The organism is Staphylococcus sp. AC872 (assembly GCF_979255425.1).
Genome location: NZ_CEEDKW010000003.1, coordinates 274,311 through 296,370, shown reverse-complemented (window position 1 = coordinate 296,370; position 22,060 = coordinate 274,311). Strand labels below are relative to the sequence as shown.

Annotated in this window: 17 protein-coding genes and 1 pseudogene; 11 read left to right on the top strand and 7 right to left on the bottom strand. The window is 35.4% G+C overall.

Annotation, left to right across the window (positions count from 1 at the left end; all coding sequences use genetic code 11):
- The 9 genes from ACZ267_RS07165 to ACZ267_RS07125 form a co-directional block, all read left to right on the top strand.
- On the top strand, positions 1-1,570 hold a 1,570-nt coding region (locus ACZ267_RS07165), incomplete at its 5' end, for an LPXTG cell wall anchor domain-containing protein (protein ID WP_463680300.1).
- A gap of 122 nt (positions 1,571-1,692) precedes the next feature.
- Positions 1,693-2,904, top strand: coding sequence for an accessory Sec system protein translocase subunit SecY2 (gene secY2 / locus ACZ267_RS07160; RefSeq protein ID WP_047210543.1), 1,212 nt, complete (start codon positions 1,693-1,695; stop codon positions 2,902-2,904).
- A 10-nt stretch (positions 2,905-2,914) separates the two neighbouring features.
- Positions 2,915-4,465, top strand: coding sequence for an accessory Sec system protein Asp1 (gene asp1, locus ACZ267_RS07155; RefSeq protein WP_047210544.1), 1,551 nt, complete (start codon positions 2,915-2,917; stop codon positions 4,463-4,465).
- On the top strand, positions 4,455-6,035 hold the full coding sequence (gene asp2, locus ACZ267_RS07150) for an accessory Sec system protein Asp2 (protein ID WP_058714385.1): 1,581 nt from the start codon (positions 4,455-4,457) through the stop codon (positions 6,033-6,035). The genes asp1 and asp2 overlap by 11 nt, the downstream gene beginning before the upstream one ends.
- Positions 6,025-6,645, top strand: coding sequence for an accessory Sec system protein Asp3 (gene asp3, locus ACZ267_RS07145; RefSeq protein ID WP_047210545.1), 621 nt, complete (start codon positions 6,025-6,027; stop codon positions 6,643-6,645). Before asp2 ends, asp3 begins: the two co-directional genes overlap by 11 nt.
- 32 nt (positions 6,646-6,677) lie before the next feature.
- Complete coding sequence (secA2, locus tag ACZ267_RS07140) at positions 6,678-9,068, top strand: accessory Sec system translocase SecA2 (protein WP_079449154.1); 2,391 nt, start codon at positions 6,678-6,680, stop codon at positions 9,066-9,068.
- A 14-nt stretch (positions 9,069-9,082) separates the two neighbouring features.
- Entirely contained in the window at positions 9,083-10,600 is a 1,518-nt protein-coding gene (gene gtfA, locus ACZ267_RS07135) for an accessory Sec system glycosyltransferase GtfA (RefSeq protein WP_047210547.1), read from the top strand.
- Positions 10,593-11,933, top strand: a complete 1,341-nt coding sequence (gtfB, locus tag ACZ267_RS07130; protein WP_079449155.1) for an accessory Sec system glycosylation chaperone GtfB — start codon at positions 10,593-10,595, stop codon at positions 11,931-11,933. Before gtfA ends, gtfB begins: the two co-directional genes overlap by 8 nt.
- 177 nt (positions 11,934-12,110) lie before the next feature.
- On the top strand, positions 12,111-12,365 hold the full coding sequence (locus tag ACZ267_RS07125) for a DUF3923 family protein (RefSeq protein ID WP_047210549.1): 255 nt from the start codon (positions 12,111-12,113) through the stop codon (positions 12,363-12,365).
- Positions 12,366-12,499: 134 nt separating this feature from the next.
- Here the strand turns inward: ACZ267_RS07125 and ACZ267_RS07120 are convergent, their stop codons facing one another.
- Both ACZ267_RS07120 and ACZ267_RS07115 read right to left on the bottom strand, forming a co-directional pair.
- Positions 12,500-13,030: a GNAT family N-acetyltransferase gene (locus tag ACZ267_RS07120; protein WP_047210550.1), complete on the bottom strand. Its 531-nt coding sequence runs from the start codon at positions 13,028-13,030 to the stop codon at positions 12,500-12,502.
- A gap of 86 nt (positions 13,031-13,116) precedes the next feature.
- Positions 13,117-14,564 (bottom strand): annotated as a pseudogene (locus ACZ267_RS07115) (SulP family inorganic anion transporter).
- 460 nt (positions 14,565-15,024) lie between these two features.
- Here ACZ267_RS07115 and ACZ267_RS07110 point away from each other — a divergent pair.
- Complete coding sequence (locus tag ACZ267_RS07110; RefSeq protein ID WP_463680299.1) at positions 15,025-15,993, top strand: amidohydrolase family protein; 969 nt, start codon at positions 15,025-15,027, stop codon at positions 15,991-15,993.
- Positions 15,994-16,174: 181 nt separating this feature from the next.
- On the opposite strand, the gene rbsK is transcribed toward ACZ267_RS07110, so the two are convergent.
- The 4 genes from rbsK to rbsR form a co-directional block, all read right to left on the bottom strand.
- Positions 16,175-17,086, bottom strand: a complete 912-nt coding sequence (rbsK, locus tag ACZ267_RS07105; RefSeq protein WP_002467301.1) for a ribokinase — start codon at positions 17,084-17,086, stop codon at positions 16,175-16,177.
- Positions 17,087-17,109: 23 nt separating this feature from the next.
- Entirely contained in the window at positions 17,110-17,514 is a 405-nt protein-coding gene (gene rbsD, locus ACZ267_RS07100; protein WP_047210553.1) for a D-ribose pyranase, read from the bottom strand.
- Positions 17,515-17,532: 18 nt separating this feature from the next.
- Positions 17,533-18,414: a ribose/proton symporter RbsU gene (gene rbsU / locus ACZ267_RS07095; protein ID WP_047210554.1), complete on the bottom strand. Its 882-nt coding sequence runs from the start codon at positions 18,412-18,414 to the stop codon at positions 17,533-17,535.
- A 179-nt stretch (positions 18,415-18,593) separates the two neighbouring features.
- On the bottom strand, positions 18,594-19,586 hold the full coding sequence (gene rbsR, locus ACZ267_RS07090) for a ribose utilization transcriptional repressor RbsR (RefSeq protein ID WP_047210555.1): 993 nt from the start codon (positions 19,584-19,586) through the stop codon (positions 18,594-18,596).
- A gap of 319 nt (positions 19,587-19,905) precedes the next feature.
- On the opposite strand from rbsR, the gene ACZ267_RS07085 reads away from it, so the two are divergent.
- On the top strand, positions 19,906-21,060 hold the full coding sequence (locus ACZ267_RS07085) for an FAD-dependent oxidoreductase (RefSeq protein WP_047210556.1): 1,155 nt from the start codon (positions 19,906-19,908) through the stop codon (positions 21,058-21,060).
- 51 nt (positions 21,061-21,111) lie between these two features.
- Here ACZ267_RS07085 and ACZ267_RS07080 read toward each other — a convergent pair whose 3' ends face one another.
- On the bottom strand, positions 21,112-22,047 hold the full coding sequence (locus tag ACZ267_RS07080; protein WP_047210716.1) for an amidohydrolase family protein: 936 nt from the start codon (positions 22,045-22,047) through the stop codon (positions 21,112-21,114).
- Between the last annotated feature and the right edge of the window lie 13 nt (positions 22,048-22,060).

Below are 22,060 nucleotides of genomic sequence, written 5' to 3'. Positions count from 1 at the left end.
TGATAGTACTTCGACGAGTGACTCAACGAGTACGTCTCTTTCTGATAGTTCATCTACAAGTGGTAGTACGTCATTGAGTGACTCCGAAAGTACAAGTACGTCTACTTCAGAAAGTAGTAGTACTTCTACAAGTGATTCAACTAGTACTTCACTTTCTGACAGTTCATCAACGAGTGGTAGTACATCAATGAGTAGCTCCGAAAGCACTAGTACATCGACAAGTGGTAGTACTTCAACAAGTAACTCAACTAGTACTTCACTTTCTGACAGTTCATCTACAAGTGGTAGTACGTCATTGAGTGATTCTCAAAGTACAAGTGCTTCAACTTCGTTAAGCGACAGCACTTCGACAAGTAACTCAACTAATACGTCACTTTCCGATAGCTCATCTATGAGTGGTAGTACTTCACTAAGTGGTTCTGTTAGTACTAGTACGTCGACTTCGTTAAGTGACAGTACTTCAACAAGCGACTCAACAAGTACTTCACTTTCTGATAGCTCGTCTACAAGCGGTAGTACTTCACTAAGTGGTTCTGTTAGCACTAGTACGTTGACTTCATTAAGTGATAGCTCGTCGACAAGTGGCAGCACATCATTAAGCGATTCACAAAGTACAAGTGCTTCAACTTCATTGAGTGACAGCACTTCGACAAGTGACTCAACAAGTACATCACTTTCTGACAGTTCATCTATGAGTGGCAGTACGTCATTAAGCGACTCTGTAAGTACTAGTACTTCTACTTCAGAAAGCAGTAGTATTTCTACAAGTGACTCAACGAGCACGTCTACTTCAGAAAGTAGTAGTACTTCAACAAGTAACTCAACTAGTACTTCACTTTCTGACAGTTCATCTACAAGCGGTAGTACATCACTAAGTGACTCTGTAAGTACAAGCACTTCGTCTTCATTAAGTGACAGTACTTCAACAAGTACTTCACTAAGTGATTCTGTTAGCACTAGTACGTCTACTTCAGAAAGTAGCAGTATTTCTACAAGTGACTCAACGAGCACGTCGACATCTGATAGTGCAAGCATGTCTACTTCTGATAGTCAATCACATAGCCATACGAATAGTATTTCTATTAGTGATTCAACAAGTAGCAGTGACTCAAATAGTAATAGCACGTCAGATAGCGCTAGTGTAAGTACATCGGATACGCCAAGTCATAGTCACTCATTCAGCCAATCAGTAAGTAGCAGTAGTTCAACAAGTAGCAGTGATTCAAACAGTCATAGCACATCAATGTCTACGTCCGAAACACCAAGTGAAAGTATATCTCATAGTCAGAGCACAAGCGCTTCTACAAGCGACAGCACATCTCAGTCTATGTCACATAGCATGAGTGCATCATCTAGTGAATCAACTAATGTTTCACCAATGCATCCAACTTCTGAGGCACAACATCATGACAACAACAAACCTCATTCAGAAGCATTACCTGACACTGGTGAAGATGACAATCAATCTAAAGGTTTACTATCAGGATTATTATCATTAATTTTCGGTCTAGCTATATTTAGAAAATCTAGAAAAGACAAAAAAGATCGCAAAGAAGATAACAATAATTAATTAGAATAAAATAGAGGCAGAAGCATTGTTATTTCTAAAGTACTCAATTGATTACTCAAAAAATAATGGGTGCTTTTGCCTCTTTATAATCATTTAAAGAAAAGGATTAGTGTGGGAAATTGATGAATATTAAAAACATTAAAAATATCGAATATAAAATTTTATATAAACGTATTCTTTTCACTCTAATGATCATTTTCATATACATATTGGGTAGTAATATTAAAATTGCTGATATGAAATCATCAGCACAACATACAAATCAATTCCTTGATTTAGCTATTTCAAATGTCGGCGGAGATATTACAACACTCAACCTATTCTCATTGGGGTTAAGTCCTTGGCTTACAACGATGATTATTATGACGTTACTGACCTATCGAAATATGGAGAAAGGTCAAAAACAAACACGTCTAGAACGTAGCTATAAAGAACGTTTTTTCACTATTTTATTAGCATTAATTCAAGGCTATTTTATCTTAAGTGAGTACATTAATAAGGGTATGATTCATCACGCTAATTTCCCTTTAATGTTACTTATCTTAGTAGCCGGCACAATGTTACTCGTGTGGTTAGCTGATCAAAATACTGTTTATGGTATCGCAGGTCCAACGCCTATCGTATTAGTTAGTATCATCAAATCTATGTTTCAAAATAAACATCTCCAATTGTTGGATACCCAAACAATGATGATTGGTGGAATTATGATATTAGTCGTGTTGATTCTTTTATTATTCATAGAAATGATTGAATATCGCATGATTTACAGAGATATTATGAATATCAGTACATCTAAAAAAGATACTTATGTATCTTGGAAATTAAACCCTGCTGGTAGTATTTCAATCATGTTTAACTTTTCACTGTTCTTCTTATTAGGTGTCTTAATACATTTAGTTGGAAGATGGATCACTGGAGATGCTCAATATCGACCACCATTTTTAGAATTAGATAATCCGATTGGGGTATTGATATTCATCATCATGTTGATCATCTTAAACTATTATTTATCCCGAGTTATGTTGAATACGAAACGTATTGCTAAAGACTTTCAAAAGAGTGGAAATTATTTCGACGGCATTTATCCTGGTGATGATACAAGACATTATTTAGACCGTAGAGCTAAAAAAATTAGTGCAATCGGTGCCTTAATAATTGGTTTTATCATTAGTCTGCCGCTTATTAGTTCTATATTTATATCTGGTATTTATGATCAAATTTCAATTTTTACGCAGTTTATTATTTTAATTTACATTACGATAAATATTACAGAAACAATTAGAACATATTTATACTTTGATAAATATAAATCATTTTTAAACAAATATTGGTAAGGAGTAAGGTATGAAATATTTCGTTCCAGCTTGGTACAACAATGATCAATGGTGGCGTAATTTGAATCAACCATTTTATATAAAAAACGCAATGATAGAGTTTGATGATTCCATTAGTCTCATGTCGATGCATGAAAAAAATGACGAAGATTTTAAACTACTTCATTTAAGTTTTAATCCCAATTTACGTTTATTTCTGCATAAGTATGACTTATATGAAGCAAATATTTGGTCGTTATTTGACGAAATTCAGGGATTCGAAGACATTCCACCTAGATCCTTTCAATTTGAAGACTTAGAGTGGCCTGATAACACTGAATTTTTCTACTCATCTTATTTAATACAGGCTATGAAAGCACATTACGTATCCAAAATTTATTTTAATCAAGACGGTTATTTAATTGTAGTGGATGATTTTGAACATGATATTCATCAGCGTCGATATATCTTTGACGAACGTGGTTATTTGAGTGCTATCCGTTATTACGACGAGCTCGGTCACGAACAATATCAAGATTATTTAACCGCTTCGGGTGATGTTGTTTTACGTGAAAACCTAGAGACTAATGTTGTTCAAGTTATGACAGATCATGCGCACCAATTTCATTCCAAGACCTATCCATCAATGGTTGATTTAATTAGAGAACGTTTAAACACATTTTGTAATCAACATATGCAAGCGAATGATAAACTGATTGTTTCATCACATATTGCTCATAATGGCATTTTTAATACGATTAGAAATGACGTGCAAGTATATTACTCCATTTTTAGTAAACGTAATCGTACGATTGACCAACCATTGATTAAGAGTATGGCGCCTAGCGACAAATGGCTTGTTGATACACATGAAAATGAATATATCTTACATCAACTCATTGAAACACTAGATACTAAACCTGAAATATTGAGATTTACTCCATTCGATACACAAATCTTAGAAAATCTTAGTAGCCAGTTAGATGAAACTTACATAGGTGTTTGGATTGATGGTCTTAATGACGATTATTTACAAATATTAATCACTTATATTAAACGTCATCCATCGTATCGCCTAGTCATTTTAACGAAAAATAGCGCTACTCAATTACAACAATGGCTATCTCAATTAATACAAAATGTCAATGAAACGTTCAACGAAGAAGATGAGGAAGATTTAGCCAAATCAGAATTAATCCAAGCAAAATCAGCGGAAGACTTTGAGGAATTAGTACAAATTCAATCGGTGCCATTTGAATATGACGTATTAAAGGCATTGTCCCGACTAAGAATTGTCATTGACCTTAGTGCTGAGCCAGATTTATTCTTACAAATCGCAAGTATCAGTGTCAGAATTCCACAAATAAATATGCATCAAAGTAGTTATGTCACTCATTTAGAAAATGGCTATTTAATTAATAGTTATGCGGATATTACGACTGCGTTAGATTATTTCTTAAGTACCTTGAAACATTGGAATGGTGCGTTTACATTTAATACCAATATGATTGAAGATTTAAGTTCAGGTCACATTATTGAACAACTTGACCACTTTTTAGAAGGTGATAACCATGCCACGTAAATTTAAAGTATTACAAATTGGTGGAACAGATTTAGAATATCTATTCACGCATAAACCAGAAGTCGCTTGGGACTATTTTGATACACAATTATTTGAATTTGATAGTGGGTATATCGATAGTATTAAAGAGATTGTCGAGGAATCTGGACAGTTTGATTTAGTATTTATACAAGCGAACCTGACAGATGCATTAACACAACTCTTGCATATTGTGAGTCATCCATATAATACACTTGTCGATGCACAATATTGGCCAAGTGGCTATGATGAACTTGATTTAGTACAGAGGTATCTCATTCGTCCTATTCATTATGATACGACGGATGATCTTCATGATAAATTGATATCTATTTCATTTCCTGGGCAATACGGAGATAAGGTGAGTCCAGCTCGAACGCATATCCAATCGCCATCACATATCGAAGTGATTCATTATGGTAATAGAGAAATTCAATTGAAAGGTCATTTCGGTGATGAATTGATTCCGGTGCTCAATTGGCAGCAAAACCTCGTATACGATAAAGATAAAGTGATTGAAGTTTGGCCGGAATTCCGAACTGAAGGTGATGTCACCTTAGAATATACGTTTCGATTAGTATCTTTAAATCCAGAAAAAGGCGTCCTTGAAAAGATTGTTCTAAGTGAGGAAGAACTTGCCGAGCCACTTTATTTACAACGCAGACCCTATACGGCATACATTTCAACATCAGTCAGTGTTAAAGGTAATGGTACCGTTCATATCGGCGCCGTACATAAACGTTTGTCACATATTGAATTCGGTCATTTATTACTCGGTAGTCATCGTTTTGTAGATGAAAATCGTGAAGAATTCTTTTATTACTTTAATCCTGGAGATTTCAAACCACCACTTAATGTTTACTTCAGTGGTTATCGTGAAGCTGAAGGGTTTGAAGCTTATTTTCTAATGAATCAATTAGGTGCGCCTTTCTTACTGATTAGTGATCCAAGAATTCAAGGTGGCGCATTTTACTTAGGTTCTGATACGTATGAAAATGGTATTAAACAGGTCATTACCGATACACTAAAACAACTCGGGTTCAAAGAAGATGACTTGATACTATCAGGTTTATCTATGGGATCATTTGGTGCTTTATACTACGGTGCCCAATTAAATCCTAAAGGCATTAACGTTGGTAAACCTTTAGTCAATGTCGGTACTATAGCTAAAAATATGAAATTATTACGACCTAATGATTTCGAAACATCATTAGATATCGCCCTATCACCCGAACATACAATGGCCGAGTCATCACAAACTAACAACGATTTGAAGCATATTAAAGACTTAGACGACAAATTCTGGAATGTCTTTTCAAATAGTCATATTAGCGATACATCCATTGCTATTACTTATATGAAAAATGACGATTACGATCAGTCTGCATTCGAAGATTTGCTACCAGTATTAAGTCGACATCATGTCCATCTGATGAACAAAGCCGTACCAGGTCGACATAATGATGATACATCAACCGTTGTGAATTGGTTTATGAACTTTTATCATATTTTATTAAAAGATCATTTTGGGAGAGACAATCATGCAAAGTAATCAAACATTAGACGTAAGATGGCGCAAAGTGACACGTCATACTTACAAACATGGCGCAACAATACAATTTCACGATGACTACACATATTATGAAAATCAACTCATGCCATCAGGCTTGCAAATTAACTTATGGGAACCAGCCACTACATTTGATAAAGATGGCCATCCGCCTAAACTCCCTATGTTAAAGAGAGGTTATCGTTATGATATTCATCTAGATATTACTGCCATGCCAGCACAAAGTGTTTATGTCATTGTGACCTTTTATTTAAAAAATGGTAAAGCATTCGACCACTGTATGATTAAAGAAACTGATAGCTATTTTATTTATCCAAATGAGGCTTATAGTTATGATATTTGCTTGATGAACGCTGCATGTCATCATCTTATATTTAAGAAAATCACCTTAACTGAACGATATTTTGTAAAGGATAAAGATAAAGAAATCGCCGAATCTATCGAATCATCAACCAATGACATTTTAACGAGCTCTGATGATATAACAGAGACTCATTCATCAGAGGACGGTCGACCACGTACACCACAGGAGAATGTTAACTTAGTCAATCAAATCATGAAAACAACACGTCCAAAACGTGATCATAATTAAAATCCATTAATCAATCAGAAAGGAGGATAACTATGAATCTCAATGTGAATACCGCAATTAATCATATGAGGTTAAAAAAACTTTATAAAATATTAAATAAAATCAATCGTTATAGTGAAGACATGCGTCAATATTCAGATGAACAATTACAAGACAAAACCATAGACTTCAAACAGCAGCTGCAAGATGGTAACGCAACGTTGAATGATATTTTACCTGAAGCCTATGCTGTTGTCCGAGAAGCGTCACGTCGTGTATTAGGTATGTATCACAAAGATGTACAGGTACTAGGTGCAATAGTGATGCATCAAGGAAATATTTCAGAGATGCAGACAGGTGAAGGTAAAACATTAACTGCCACATTACCCTTATACTTAAATGCGCTATCAGGTAAGTCTGTCTTTTTAATCACTACAAATGATTATTTAGCGAAACGTGACTATGAAGAAATGAAACCTTTATATGAATGGTTAGGTCTTACAACATCACTGGGATTTGTAGAGAATCGTCAAGGACCTATATCCAATCAAGAAAAGCAGACGTTATATCATCACGATATTATTTACACAACCAATGGTAATTTAGGTTTTGACTATCTTATCGATAACTTAGCTGATACAAAAGAAAGCAAGTTCTTGCCGGAATTACACTATGCACTCATTGATGAAGTGGATTCTATTATCTTAGATGCATCACAAACACCACTCGTCATTTCTGGTGCACCAAGAGTACAATCTAATTTGTTTGAAATTGTAAAAGCCTTTGTAGCAACACTTAAAGAAGATCAAGATTTCAAAATGAAAAAGACAAAGCGTGAAATTTGGTTAACTGAACAAGGTATCGAAAAGGCCAATACATATTTTGATGTGCCTAATATCTATGATGCCCCCTACTTTGATTTAGTAAGGAATATTAATCTTGCATTACGTGCCACTTATTTATTTGATATTAATTTAGATTACATTATTATGGACGGCGAAATCATGTTAATCGACCGTATCACTGGACGTATGTTACCAGGCACTAAAATGCAAGCCGGACTTAACCAAGCCTTAGAAGCTAAAGAGCATTTAGATATTTCGGATGATATGAGTGTCATGGCTACCATTACCTTCCAAAATCTCTTTATGCAATTTGAGCGCTTTTCTGGAATGACGGCGACAGGTAAACTTGCGGAGAAAGAATTTTTCGACCTTTATTCAAAAATCGTTATTCAAATTCCAACATCTAATCCTGTGATAAGACGAGATTTACCGGATAAAGTATTTGTGAACGATGATGATAAAAATGTCGCTATTTTAGATACAGTGATTGACTATCATCAAAAGCATCGTCCTGTATTATTAATTACACGTACAGCTGAAGCAGCGGAATACTTTTCAAGTGAATTATTTAATAGACATATCCCGAACAACTTGCTGATTGCACAAAATGTCGCTCGTGAAGCCCAAATGATTGCAGAGGCAGGTCAATTGAATGCCGTTACTGTAGCTACAAGTATGGCTGGTAGAGGTACAGATATTAAACTATCTAAAGAAGTTCACGAACTCGGTGGTCTAACAGTACTGATTAACGAGCACATGGAAAATAGTCGTATCGATAGACAATTAAGAGGACGTGCCGGTCGTCAAGGTGACCCAGGTCAGTCTCAAATTTTTATTTCATTAGATGATTACTTAGTCCAACGTTGGAGCGATTCCAAGTTAAAAGACAATCCATCATTGATGAAACAAGATACAGCATACCTATCTGATAGCCCTACCTTTAATAATAAAATCAAACGTATTGTTAAAAAGGCACAACGTGTTTCTGAAGAAGAAGGCATGAAAGCACGTGAAACGGCAAATGAATTCGAGAAGAGTATTAGTACACAACGTCAATTAATCTATAGTGAACGTAACCGTATACTTAATAGTGAAAACTTAGATGACTTAGACTTTGAAAGTATTGCTCGTGATGTCTTTAATCATGACTTTAAGACTGACGGTAGTATGACAAGAGATCATATTGTTCGTTATATCTATAAAAACTTGAGCTTTAGTTTTGTGGATGCTAATTTTGAATTTAATCATCAAAATCACGATGAAAATATTGAGTTTTTAATAACACAATTTAAAGACCAACTAGACACTAATAAACAGAAAATTAATGACAACGAGTTATACCAACAATTTTTAAGAAAAGCAGTACTCAAAGCCATCGACACATCATGGATTGAGCAAGTAGACTATTTACAACAACTCAAAGCCAACGTCAATCAGCGTCAAAAAGGTCAACGGAATTCTATATTTGAATACCATAAAGTGGCGTTAGACTCATTTAATGATATGGAACATGATATTAAACATCGTATGATTCGAAACTTATGTTTAAGTATCATTGATGAACAACAAAATGGTGATTTAACCATTCATTTCCCTTAAAAGGAGGGCTATTTATGACAATTTATAACATCAACTTTGGCATTGGTTGGGCAAGTAGCGGCGTAGAATATGCACAAAGTTATCGCGCACAAATGCTACGACATTTAAAAGAAGATGCAAAATTCATATTTTTAGATTTTATTGCGTCAGAAAATATACAAACCTTAACAGCTAACTTGGGGTTTCAAGACAATGAAGTCATTTGGTTATATCAATACTTTACAGATATCCCAATAGCACCAACTACATATACCATTGATCAACTTAAACTTGATGTCGGAAATACAGTGACACGGACTGAAGTCGATCAACAAGGCAAGGTACAACGTCTCTATTTAGACCATCAACCTCAAACATTTGTAACCTGTTATATGAAAAATGCCGACCAACCCTATGTTGACCGTGCTGAATTTGTCGTTAATGGTATGTTAATTCGAAAAGATTTCTATAGCTACGTTCGTGTCTTCTCTGAATATTACGCACCTTATGATAACTATGCCAAATTGTATATGCGTCAGTTCTACAATGAAAATGGCTCTATCGCCTATCAAGAAATCATAGATGGTGATGCGCATTCCTATGTATTTAACGATGCACGTTTGGATAGTAAAGAAGCCTTTGTTGCTTACTTTATTCAACAATTACATTTAACGCATAACGACATTGTCATATTAGATCGTGCCACTGATATCGGCCAAGCAGTTCTGCAAAATAAAGGCCAAAGTCATGTCGGTGTTGTGGTACATGCAGAACATTATAGTGACAATATCACAGATGGTACGCACATTTTATGGAACAATTATTATGAATATCAGTTTAATCATGCACCATATATTGATTTCTATATTGTGGCTACCGATTTACAAAATCAAATTCTGTCACAACAATTTGCGCAATATACAAAATTTCAACCACGTATTAGAACAATTCCTGTGGGTAGTCTCGACCAATTAACAATGCCAAGTGTAGAAAGACAACCTTATTCTATCCTAACCGCTTCACGTTTAGCGTCTGAGAAACACGTAGATTGGATTGCGCTAGCAGTCATTAAAGCCAAACAAGCCGTACCACAGCTATCATTTGATATCTATGGACACGGCCCAGAAAAAGATAAAATTCAACAAATCATCAGTGAACATCATGCCGAAGACTACATTCACTTACGAGGTCACGTCAATCTTGATGAAATTTACACACAATATGAATTATTTGTATCAGCATCACAAAGTGAAGGCTTTGGCTTAACACTTATGGAAGCAGTAGGTTCTGGCTTAGGTATGATTGGTTTCAATGTGAACTATGGGAATCCCACTTTCATCTCAGATGGTCAAAACGGTTACTTATTAGATAAACCGACTAAGGAAGAATCTATCGAGGAGATTACAGATCGCATGGCTGATAAAATAGTTCAATACTTTAACAATGGCCCTACATCTCCTCAACAAGTTTCATATGATATTGCTACCCCATTTAAGACAGCAGAAATGATTAACAAATGGCAGAATTTAGTCGACGAGGTGCTCTATGATTAATTTATTTGAATATTATAATCAACCGACTCAGTTATTACATCAAACACTTGAACAAGCAGATTATCATAACTTCACTATTTGTATTGAAGATGATGGTTTCCTACCAGATGAGGTGACATCCCCTTATCAGTTCTTTGCGGCTAATTTATTACATGATGACGATCAACCTAAATTCTTTAATGCTGTTGATGTCCCACCATTTTGGGAAATTAGTGGCGATGGGCAATCAGCTCAAATTAAAGATATGGGACATATTAGAGGCGAAATACGTTATCGCCCACATTATAAAACGCGCATAGTTAGTCATGTGCGTTGGTTCGACGATAAAGGTCGTTTACGTTCTGAAGATCATTATTCAAAACATGGCTTTAAATTTGCTGAAACGATTTATGATTTGGCTGGAAAATCTATATTAAAGAAATATGTAACCCGAGAAGGTAAAGAAGTGATATATGAAAACTATGTCACAGGGGATTATGTATTAGACTGGCAAGGACAATCCTATTTCTTCCCTTCTAAAGTGGCGTTTATAACCTTCTATCTCCAACAAATTCAAGTGGATTTATCTGAGATCATTATTAATTCTTTATCAACACCATTCTTAGTCTTACATCATATGAATACAGAAGGTAAAGGCTTATTATTCTGGCAAGAAAGTAGTAAAGGTCATGTCCCAGGAAATATGTTGTCATTACTAGATGGTACATTACAACGTCAATTCTCTGTGATGATACCTGATTACATAGAATATCATACTGTGATGGCACAACTTAATTCTGATCAAGCATCGCATGTTTATCAAGCCGGTTATCTGTATGACTTTGATAAATCAAATCAATATTCAAACCATGCACTCATTCTGACAAACTCTGATGAAATACCGCAACTTGAACATATTATAGTGGCCCACCCTAATATACAATTCCATATCGCTGCATTAACTGAAATGTCGTCCAAACTCATGGCGTACGATCAACATCAACACGTACATTTATATCCAGCAGCAACTAAAGATATATTTGCGGAACTATACCAACGCTGTGATATTTACCTCGACATTAATCAAGGCAACGAAATTGAAAATGCAGTAGCACGTGCATTTCATCATCAACACGTTATCATAGCGTGGGATGAGGTTGCACATCAGCGTCCATTTACTTCACCAGAAAACACATTTACATTAGAACAATTGAACCAGTTTAACCAAGTGTTACACGATATCACTACTAACCATCAACAGTTCGACTTACATCGTACTTACCAAGCTAGACACGCTAACCAACTCACAATTGATACATTCGTGAGTATAATACAACAGGCACTGTATGAATAAACGCTTAATAAGAGACATTCACTTAATGATAAAAGTAAAATCTATTGTATTGACTTAAAATTCATCTATCCAAAAATCCCCCTACTAATAAAATAGTAAGGGGGGATTATGAAATATCATTTCAGAAAATTAACTTAATTATGTTAATCTAAAAGTAACTAAGTTGAGGTGAATAAAATGAAAATTTCATGGATTTCTTGGTGGATAATGAGTATTCTAGAAATTATAACTTTCATCTTTTTCGCGTTTATGGTGTGGAATAGAAATGTAGATGCAGCTGGCGTAACACAAACAACCGAACTAAAGTTAGTTAATCTAGTTGTGTTAGGATTTGCTTTTTTAATTCCATTTATAGTGCAAATAGCATGGTTAATCGCTAATATTGTAATTTCAAAAAAGCAAAAAAAAAACAAGCATTACATTAAAATTTAGTTTTATACATTCAAAACAAAAATCAATTTCTATCTACATTCGATAGAAATTGATTTTTGTATGTGTATATTTATATTAAGCACTTTAATCAATGACAATCTCCTTTTAACTCAATACGGGTATACTAAAACACATCATTCAAAAAATGCGTTTGAATATTGGATGACACCTGAAACATGATCTAAACCATTATCTTTTAATTCAATTGCCATCAATAACTCATCTGGTATTTCAAAAGGCGCTTGTATGCCCCAATGAGATGCTTTTTTGAAACCAAATTTCGGATAATATGCTTCGTGTCCCATAACGATGACTGATTCAAAATCAAGTTTCTCTGCGATGGTTAAAGCTTGTTGTATTAATTTTCGACCTACACCTTTATTTTGATATTCGGGTAAAACAGAGATAGGTGCTAATGCTAAAGATTCTACTTTCTTATCCTCGGTATCAATCAAAATTTTAGATAATAATATATGTCCTATGATTTTATCTTCATATACAGCGACTAATGATAAATCTGGAACAAATACCTCTGACTTTCGTAATTTCGCAACCAATGTATGTTCACTTTGGTCACTATATGTTTCATTTTCAAATGCTTTGCGTACAACTTCTTCTGTATCTCTGTAATCTTCTTCTCTCTCTTGTCTGATTATGAAATTCATCTTATTCACCCCTAAACATAGTCAGTACGCTTATATTCTATACAATTACTGTAATGAATTCTCTTATATTTTATAGCTAGTGTCGATTAAATCAACTGGTTATGATTAATTTGACTTAGCTCGGAAATAATTTTTCTACTATCTGAATTTAACTTTTTCACGTAGAATTATGATTGGCTTCGAATTTCTGTACGATAGTATCAATCGCATTCACTGCTGAATCATCCCATAAATGTGCATGGTTGAAGTCTAATTCAATGACTGAATGGTCCACATTAAAGTCAATTTGGTTCATCATGGAATCAATAGATACAAAGAAAATTTGGCCTTCAAAGTATACATGTAACGTCTCATCAAACGTCTCTGTTGTCACATTCACGTTAGAAATCTTAGTCGCGAAGAAGAGTGCACTAAATACTACACCTACGATAACACCAATGGCTAGATTATGTGTCATCAATACAATAATAACTGTTAGAATCATCACAAAGGCATCAGTTTTTGGAGCATTTTTAATATATTTAAAGGAATGCCAGTCTACTGTTCCAATAGATACCATGACCATAATTCCCGCTAAAATAGGCATTGGAATTTGCACTACTAAATCACCTAATACAATAATCATAAATATGAGTACTACACCTGCAGTTAATGTCGATAATCGACTTGTCGCACCGGATTTCACATTAATGACAGATTGTCCGATCATCGCACAACCACCCATACCACCGAAGAATCCTGTAATGATATTTGCGATACCTTGTCCACGAGATTCCTTATTTTTACTACTATAAGTATTTGTAAATTCATCAACAATTTTAGCTGTGAGTAAACTTTCTACTAACCCCACAATCGCCATCGAAACTGAAAATGGTAAGATGACTTGTAACGTTTCCAGTGTGTACGGTACTTGTGGAATAATGAAATGAGGCAATGCTTGCTTAATCGTACCTAAATCACCAACAGTATGCACATTGGCACCTGTAAACATATATAATGTTGTTAATAAAATAATCGCAATTAATGGTGCAGGAATTGCTTTAAAGAATCTAGGTACAATATATACGATTAATAAAGTAATAATGACATAAATGTAAGTCGCAATGGATATATTAAAAATATGCTCAATTTGAGATAGAAAGATCATAATACCTAATGCATTAACAAAACCAATCATTACGGATTGTGGAATGAATTTCATCAGTCTTCCTACTTTTAAAATACCTAAGACAAGTTGAATCAATCCCATTAAAATCGTCGCTGCAAATAAATATTCCACGCCATGTTCCTTCACGAGTGGTGTCACAACAAGTGCAACAGCACCTGTAGCACCTGAAATCATTGCCGGTCGTCCACCAACAATCGCTGTCACTGTCGCTATGATAAACGCAGCATATAAACCAATCATCGGGTCTACCCCCGCTATGATTGAAAAGGCAATTGCTTCTGGAATTAAAGCAAGTGCCACTACAATACCTGCTAGTATATTTTTCATTGGTTGATTAAACCATTGTACTTTCCAACTATCTACCATAACATCCGCTCCTTTTCATACTATTTAAATTCAATATTGATAAAGCGCTCATTACGTCCCTATCGTATTTAAAATATGCATATACTTGCACTTTGCATACATATGCCATCACCACTTTTTCCGCAATAAAATAGAGCGAGTAAGAAACCATTGTGTCATTCAACTTGGTTTCATCACTCGCCCATGAAGGTGGCTATCTTATCATTTCATTAGTATTGTTGTTTATTGACTATCCTACGTGCCACTCACTATATGACATATATCAATTGAATCGCGTTTTATTTGTCGAATTGAAACCTTACGCATTATAACATCAAGCACGCTTCAATGGCAAAATTCATTTTGATACTTGTCATCGACTTTTAATATACATCACGTCACATGAATCATGACTTTAGTTCTTCTTGATACGTCTGTCCAAATAATTGATATAGTCATTTAATTAAAGGAGGACAATCATATGTCAAATGCAAAAGCGATTGATACACATGCACATTTATGGAGTGAAGACTATTTAGAGAAATTAGGCAAATTAGGTAGTCAAGGAACAGAAGTTGCTAAAGGGATTAATCAATCTGCCTCTAAAGAAGATCTAGACAAGCGCTTTAAAATGATGGACGATGCTGGCGTTGATATGCAAATCATCTCTGCCACACCACAATCACCACAATGGGGTACAAAAGAAGCAGCACATCAAAGTGCACAAGAGATTAACGATTTATACGAATCATTGGTTCAACAATATCCAGACCGTTTCTTAGCATATGGTGCAGTGTCTCTTCCATATGTCGATCAAGCTATTAAAGAAGCACAAGAACTACTTAAAAAAGATGCCTTTGTAGGTATTGCGATTCCAACTATTGTGAAAGATAAAGTGTCAGTTGCCGACAAACAATTCGAACCTTTCTTCGAAGCTATGAACGAATTAAATGCAACACTTTATATTCATCCAACTGGTTGCGGTGCCCAAAGTCCACTCGTGAACGACTATCAATTAGAATGGGTAATTGGTGCACCATTAGAATCTACATTCATTACGTTACAATTAATTAAAAATGAGATTCCACAAAAATATCCAAATATCAAATTCCATATTTCACACTTAGGTGGCGCTTTACCATTCTTCATGACTCGTATTAAAGACAATTACGAAGACTGGAATGCCTTTAACATTGATCCATATGAAATATTAAATCGCCAATTTTGGTATGATACTGCTAATTTCCATGAACCTTCTTTAATCAATACTATTGATACATTCGGTAAGGAAAAGCTCATGATGGGGTCAGACTTCCCTTACTTCCAAGACGAGAAATATACACGTGGTGTAGACTATATTAAAAACAGTGATATTGATCCAGACACGATTGACGGCATTTTAAGAGGTAATGCTATTGAGTTTTATCAGTTAAACCATCACCACTCTTAATACAATTACTTTAGTGATAGACTAGCGATACATTTTGCGATTAAATTCAAATATAAATGAAACAATCCCTTTTGATAGATGGTCGATTCGATACGACGATGCTACCAAAAGGGATTATTTATGCTTTTGCACTAAAGAATCCCATTCTAACTGAAACCAGCTGGAATGGGATTTATCATATCTATAATTGAACTTCTTCTGCTAATGGTATAGAGGCTTGTGCCCCTGACTTTTGAACTGTTAGTGATGCGGCTTTATTGGCAAAGTCGATAGCCTCAACTAAATTACGTTCTTTCATATTAAAGCGACTGACAAAGGCACCGATAAACGTATCGCCTGCTGCTGTTGTATCAATAGCTTTTACTTTTTGCGCTGGTACTAGGCCGGAATCATTTTCAACCGCATAGTATGTGCCTTGTTCACCTAATGTAATAATCACGACTTTGGCACCTAAGCTTAAGAAGTAATCTGCATTTTGTGCCATTGATTTTTCATCTGTGACTGGTACACCTGATAATATTTCAGCTTCAAATTCATTTGGTACAATCACATCGATTAATTCTAATAACTCTTGAGGAATCTCTTTGGCTGGTGCGGGGTTTAAGACGGTCGTCACACCTGCCGCTCTCGCAACTTTAAATGCTTCTATAATTGCCGGAACTGGTACTTCTAATTGTGCCACAATGAAATCAGCATCGACAATTGCTGCTTTCGCACTTTTCACGTCATCTGGTGTCATCGCCATATTCGCACCACCATAGACATAAATCGTATTTTGACCTTGTGCATCTACTGTAATAAAGGCTTGGCCAGTCTTTTCTGTTTCAGATTCTAAAATATAGTCAATATTCATACCTGCTGCTTTAAAATCTTCAAACATAAACTGTGCTAATCCATCATTGCCCACTTTGGAAATGAAAGTCGTATCAGCTTTCATACGTGCCGTTGCAATGGCTTGGTTTGCCCCTTTACCGCCACCATATGATTTTTGTGCCTCTTCTACATGTAATGTTTCCCCTGGTTTAGCGTAGCGCTCAACTGTTAAAAATTGATCCACATTGGTAGATCCTAGAATAACGACTTTATTTGTCATAACAATGTCCCCATTTCTATATGTTAAAATGTCACGTTTGATTCCAAAATAATGTTAGAAAATGGCGTAATTTCACCTGTACGAATGTTACCTTTATTTAATGGATGACTTAAATATGCTTTCATTTCACTGTGTGGAATAAATTCAATTTCAACATCATCGTCAATTAATGCTTTGATCTGTTTTAACTGAGTTGCATTATTGGTTTTAATTTCTTCAGCTAAATAGATTTTTTGGATTTTCATTTCTGAGAGTACTGTTTCTAATACATCAATAAATTTAGGTAATTCTTTCGTTACTGCTAAATCAATTCTTCTATCGTCATTAGGAATAGGCATGCCTGCATCATTGACAGTTAATAAGTCATAGTGTCCGATTGTCGCAATGGCTTTAGATACATGACTATTGAGTAATGCTGTTTTCTTCATTTATATCACTCCAGTTGATTATTTAATAAATACTGTAACTGTCGCAGCTACTAAGATGAGAACTAATCCAATCACTGTGACTAACATTTCTTTAGATGTTTTACGTTGATTTAAGAAGTAAATACCAGTTAATGTCGCAAGTACTACAGATGTTTGTGATAATACGAAACCAGTCGCTAAACCGTTCATATTAGGTTGCGCAGAAATGAGATAAGTCAATGCTGCAAAGGCAAAGAAGAAACCAGAAATAATTTGTAACCATGTCACTTTATTAGTAAATGGATTGCCATTTTTCATTTTCATTAGTCCGTAGATAACTGCCACAATCACCATACCAATGGCTTGTGGTAAGAATGCTGCTTTACCACCGATGTCTGTAGCTTGTGGTGCTGCTGAATATAACCAATAACCAATTTCACCAATGATTAAAATCACTATCGCTTTACGTAATAAGTTTTTATTTGTAGCTTCAGGGTGTTCACTCCAAACTGTCATCCAAGCACCAATCAAGATAACTACTAACGCTAAAAAGCCGATGATTTTATTTGTAACACCAGGCCAGTTACCTAATGCAAAGACACCCCAAAGTGATGCCCCTAATAATTGGAAGGCCGTTGTAACTGGCATGGCACGTGATGACCCTACATATTCAAATGCTTTAAATGTCATAATTTGACCGAAACTCCAACCAGCTCCTGATAATAATGCAAAGAACAAATCCATGCCTGTTGGGAAGCCGTGTCCTGTGGAGATAAAGAAGACAAAGGCAAAGATTAACGTACCGACTGTAGCACCTATAATTTGGTTAACCGGCTTACCACCAAATTTGGATGCAATCGTTGGAAATAGACCCCAACCGATTAATGGCCCTAAACCAATTAACAATGCAACTAAATTCATGATTCAACACCTCTATTGATATATTTTTTTGTATGTTGTGTATAGTAAAACGTTTTACTAAATTATAGCACTTCTATTTGAAAATGTATACGCTTTCTTAAACACGATAAAAAAGCCATACTTATCAATGACTGATTGTATGGCTTATTTGTGTACATCAGTATTTAATTTTGGGGCAATCAAGATAATTGTCGGGTCGTTTCACGTTGCATCAATTGCGTCGGAAGTTCTACTCTTTTATTTTCATGTGGTCTACCATTAATTTTATCGGTAATTAATTGCAGTGAGATATGAGCAATATCGTCGACCGATTGGGCAATGGTTGTGAGTGCCGGTGTCATGTAACCCGCCATATCTATATCATCATAGCCAACAACCGACAAATCATCCGGTACTGATTTACCACATTCTGTTAAACCACGTATGCATCCAATCGCTAATTCATCATTTATCGCAAAGACACCCGTAACATGATGCTCAACCAGTTTTGTAGCAATATCACGTCCCCCAGCTTTAGACAATTCAGTACAAATTCTGACAGGGGACGGCAACTGATGACTTTGAGACATTTGCTCAAATCCCTTCACTCGATCTCTCATATTAGCCATCAACTCATGAGGTTGAATAATCGCTAACTGTTGATGTCCCAATTCGATAAGATGTTGTGCGGCAGTCTGACCACCCTCTATTTCATTCGTTCTAATAATACCGGTATAACCATGGTCTTCACTTTGATCTAGTAAGACATATGGTACATGATGTTTACTAAGATAATCATTTAAGTGATGTGGGTCATTCACATATCGTCCGATAACGAGACCATCTATGCCACGTTCTACAAGATGCTGAATATTATCTTTAAAGTCTGTACTTGATGTTGCTATAAAACATAAATCAACGTCATCTGCTTTACAATCATCCATCCTTTGCATCATCGCCGAGAAGAATGGATTGGTTAAGTTAGGCAAGACAACACCTATTAACTTTCTTGTTTGGCCTCTGAGTTGTTGGGCATTTTTATTGGGAATATAGCCTAAACGGTCTTTCGCTAATAATACCTTTTGAATGGTTTCTTTAGAGAACCTTGTTTCATTTTGATTTAAAATGTGCGACACCGTCGTTACTGATACGCCCGCTTCTTTCGCCACATCTTTAATTGATACTCGTTTCATATGTCCTTACCCCTTACTGACACGTCCTATATCACAATATATTGCTTACATCTTATCACTAAACAGAGTAGCTGAATAGACTTATATCCTCTTGACCTACTCTAATAAACGATACATATATCATTCCATAATGACCACCGCTTTATTAAATAACCAAAAATCATTGTTCTACATTTTCAAACAATATGTTGATTTTCCTACAATGACATTTAACTTGTTTGTTGTATCTATAACATCAGTCTCTTTATAATGTACAAGAAATTTTATATATTTTGATTTTTCTTTTGAAAACAAAATCATTTTTAAAGAGAGGTAAATTATGACAAATTTTAATAAACAAGAACCAGTCACAATTATCGGTGCGGGTCTAGGCGGACTTACACTTGCTCGCGTATTACAATTAAATTCTATCCCGGTAACTATTTATGAAAAGGAACCATCAGCTGAATCACGAACGCAAGGTGGGCAGTTAGACATCCATGAACGTGACGGTCAAATCGCATTACAAAGAGCCGGGCTTTTCGACCAATTCCAATCAATTATCCATGATGGTGGTGCAGCTGCTAAAGTACTTGATAAAGACGGTAATACTATTGTAGATATCCCAGATGATGGTAATCATGGACGCCCTGAAGTACTTCGCGGTGACTTACGACAAATACTACTCCAATCACTTAAACCGAATACCATCCAATGGGATAAAAAGTTAACAGACATTCAAAGTTTAGCGCACGGCCAACACCGACTTTCCTTTGCTGATGGAACAACGGTAACAACCCAAATCCTTGTCGGCGCAGATGGTACTTTCTCTAAGGTACGTCCTTTAGTCTCTGATGCTAAACCTCAATACGTGGGTACATCATTAATTGAAACGTATTTATATGATGTAGATAACCAACATCCTTCCGCAGCCAATATAGTAGGTCAAGGTGCTATGTATGCTCTTGCACCTGGTAAAGGCATCCAAGCACATCGCGAACCAGGAAATGTCATTCACACTTATATTGCTTTAAGACAAACAGAGGAAGAATTAAATCAAATCGATTTTAATAATTCTAACATTGCACTTAAACAATTAGCTCATCAATTTGACCAATGGCACAATGACTTATTAGCACTGATCAATGAAAGTGAAAAAGGTCCAATTCTACGTAAAATACATGCCTTACCTGTGGGTCATCAATGGGAGCGTGTTCCTGGGGTTACGATTTTAGGTGATGCAGCACATGTCATGACACCAGCTGGTGAAGGTGCTAATTTAGCAATGTTTGACGGATCCGAATTAGCACAAGCAATTATTGAACAGCCTAATGATATTGAAACAGCCTTCGCACAATATGAACAAGCTTTATTCCCACGTAGTGAAAAAGCTGCTGCAAGAGCCGACCAAATGTTAGGCAAACATTTAAGTGATCGTTCACCGTATGACTTTGCGGAGATTCTTTCTAATAAGGAATTAGATGGCACCAATTAATATAATATAAAAAGGAGCATTCCAATTGGAAGACTCCTTTTTAGCTTTATTTTAAAATCCTAATAATTGACTCGCATTGCGATGTAAGAATTTTTCTTTTTGCTCTTCTGTTAATAAATCTGTAGATTCAATATCTTTAGCTAATCGCTTAATGACTTGATCTGTTGTATAAGGCGCATCTGCACCGTATACGATTTTATCTTCATCTACCATTTTTAATAAGGTTGGAAGTTGATGTGGTAAAACCATACCTGCTAAATCAAAGTATAAACTTTGCATCACCTGTTCAATATCATCTGGACCATTTTCAACGTTAAACATTTTATTACCAATATTGACACGTTGTGCAATGACAGGTAATAATGCACCACTATGCGGTACAATCCATTTAATATTAGGATACTTACTAAACACATTGTTTTGACTCATAAAAATGATTGTACGTGTAGTATCGAAGAAGAATTCCATTAATGGTGATAAAATTTGTGCTTTAATAGCTTCATTCACTGGTTTAGGCTCATTAGGATGAATTGCTACGGTCGCTTGTCGTTCATTCAATTTCGCTAACACTGGGTCTAAACGGTCATCTCCTAAATAAATACCACGTGCATTCGTTGGCAATGTAAACCCAAGAGCGTGTTGTTCATCTAATACATGGTCGATCATGCGAATACTTTCATCAACTAATGGTAGTGGTAATGAAGCAAAGTAACCTAATTGATCACTATGTGCATGATGTAAATCTTCAGCATAGGCATTAACTTCTTCTGTAAGTTCTAGCATCACTTCATCTGGTGCAGCACTCAAATGGGGGCTTGAAATAGAAAGCACACTGTAATCAATGTCTTCTTCTGCCATTAATTTCAAATAGTCATCGACAGAGAATGCTGGCGTTGGTACACCGTCTCCTTTACCATCAAAATAATCATCTAAAAATTTCACAAACCCAGGTGATAGGTAATGTGAATGTAAATCTATTTTCTTCATCATTAATATACTC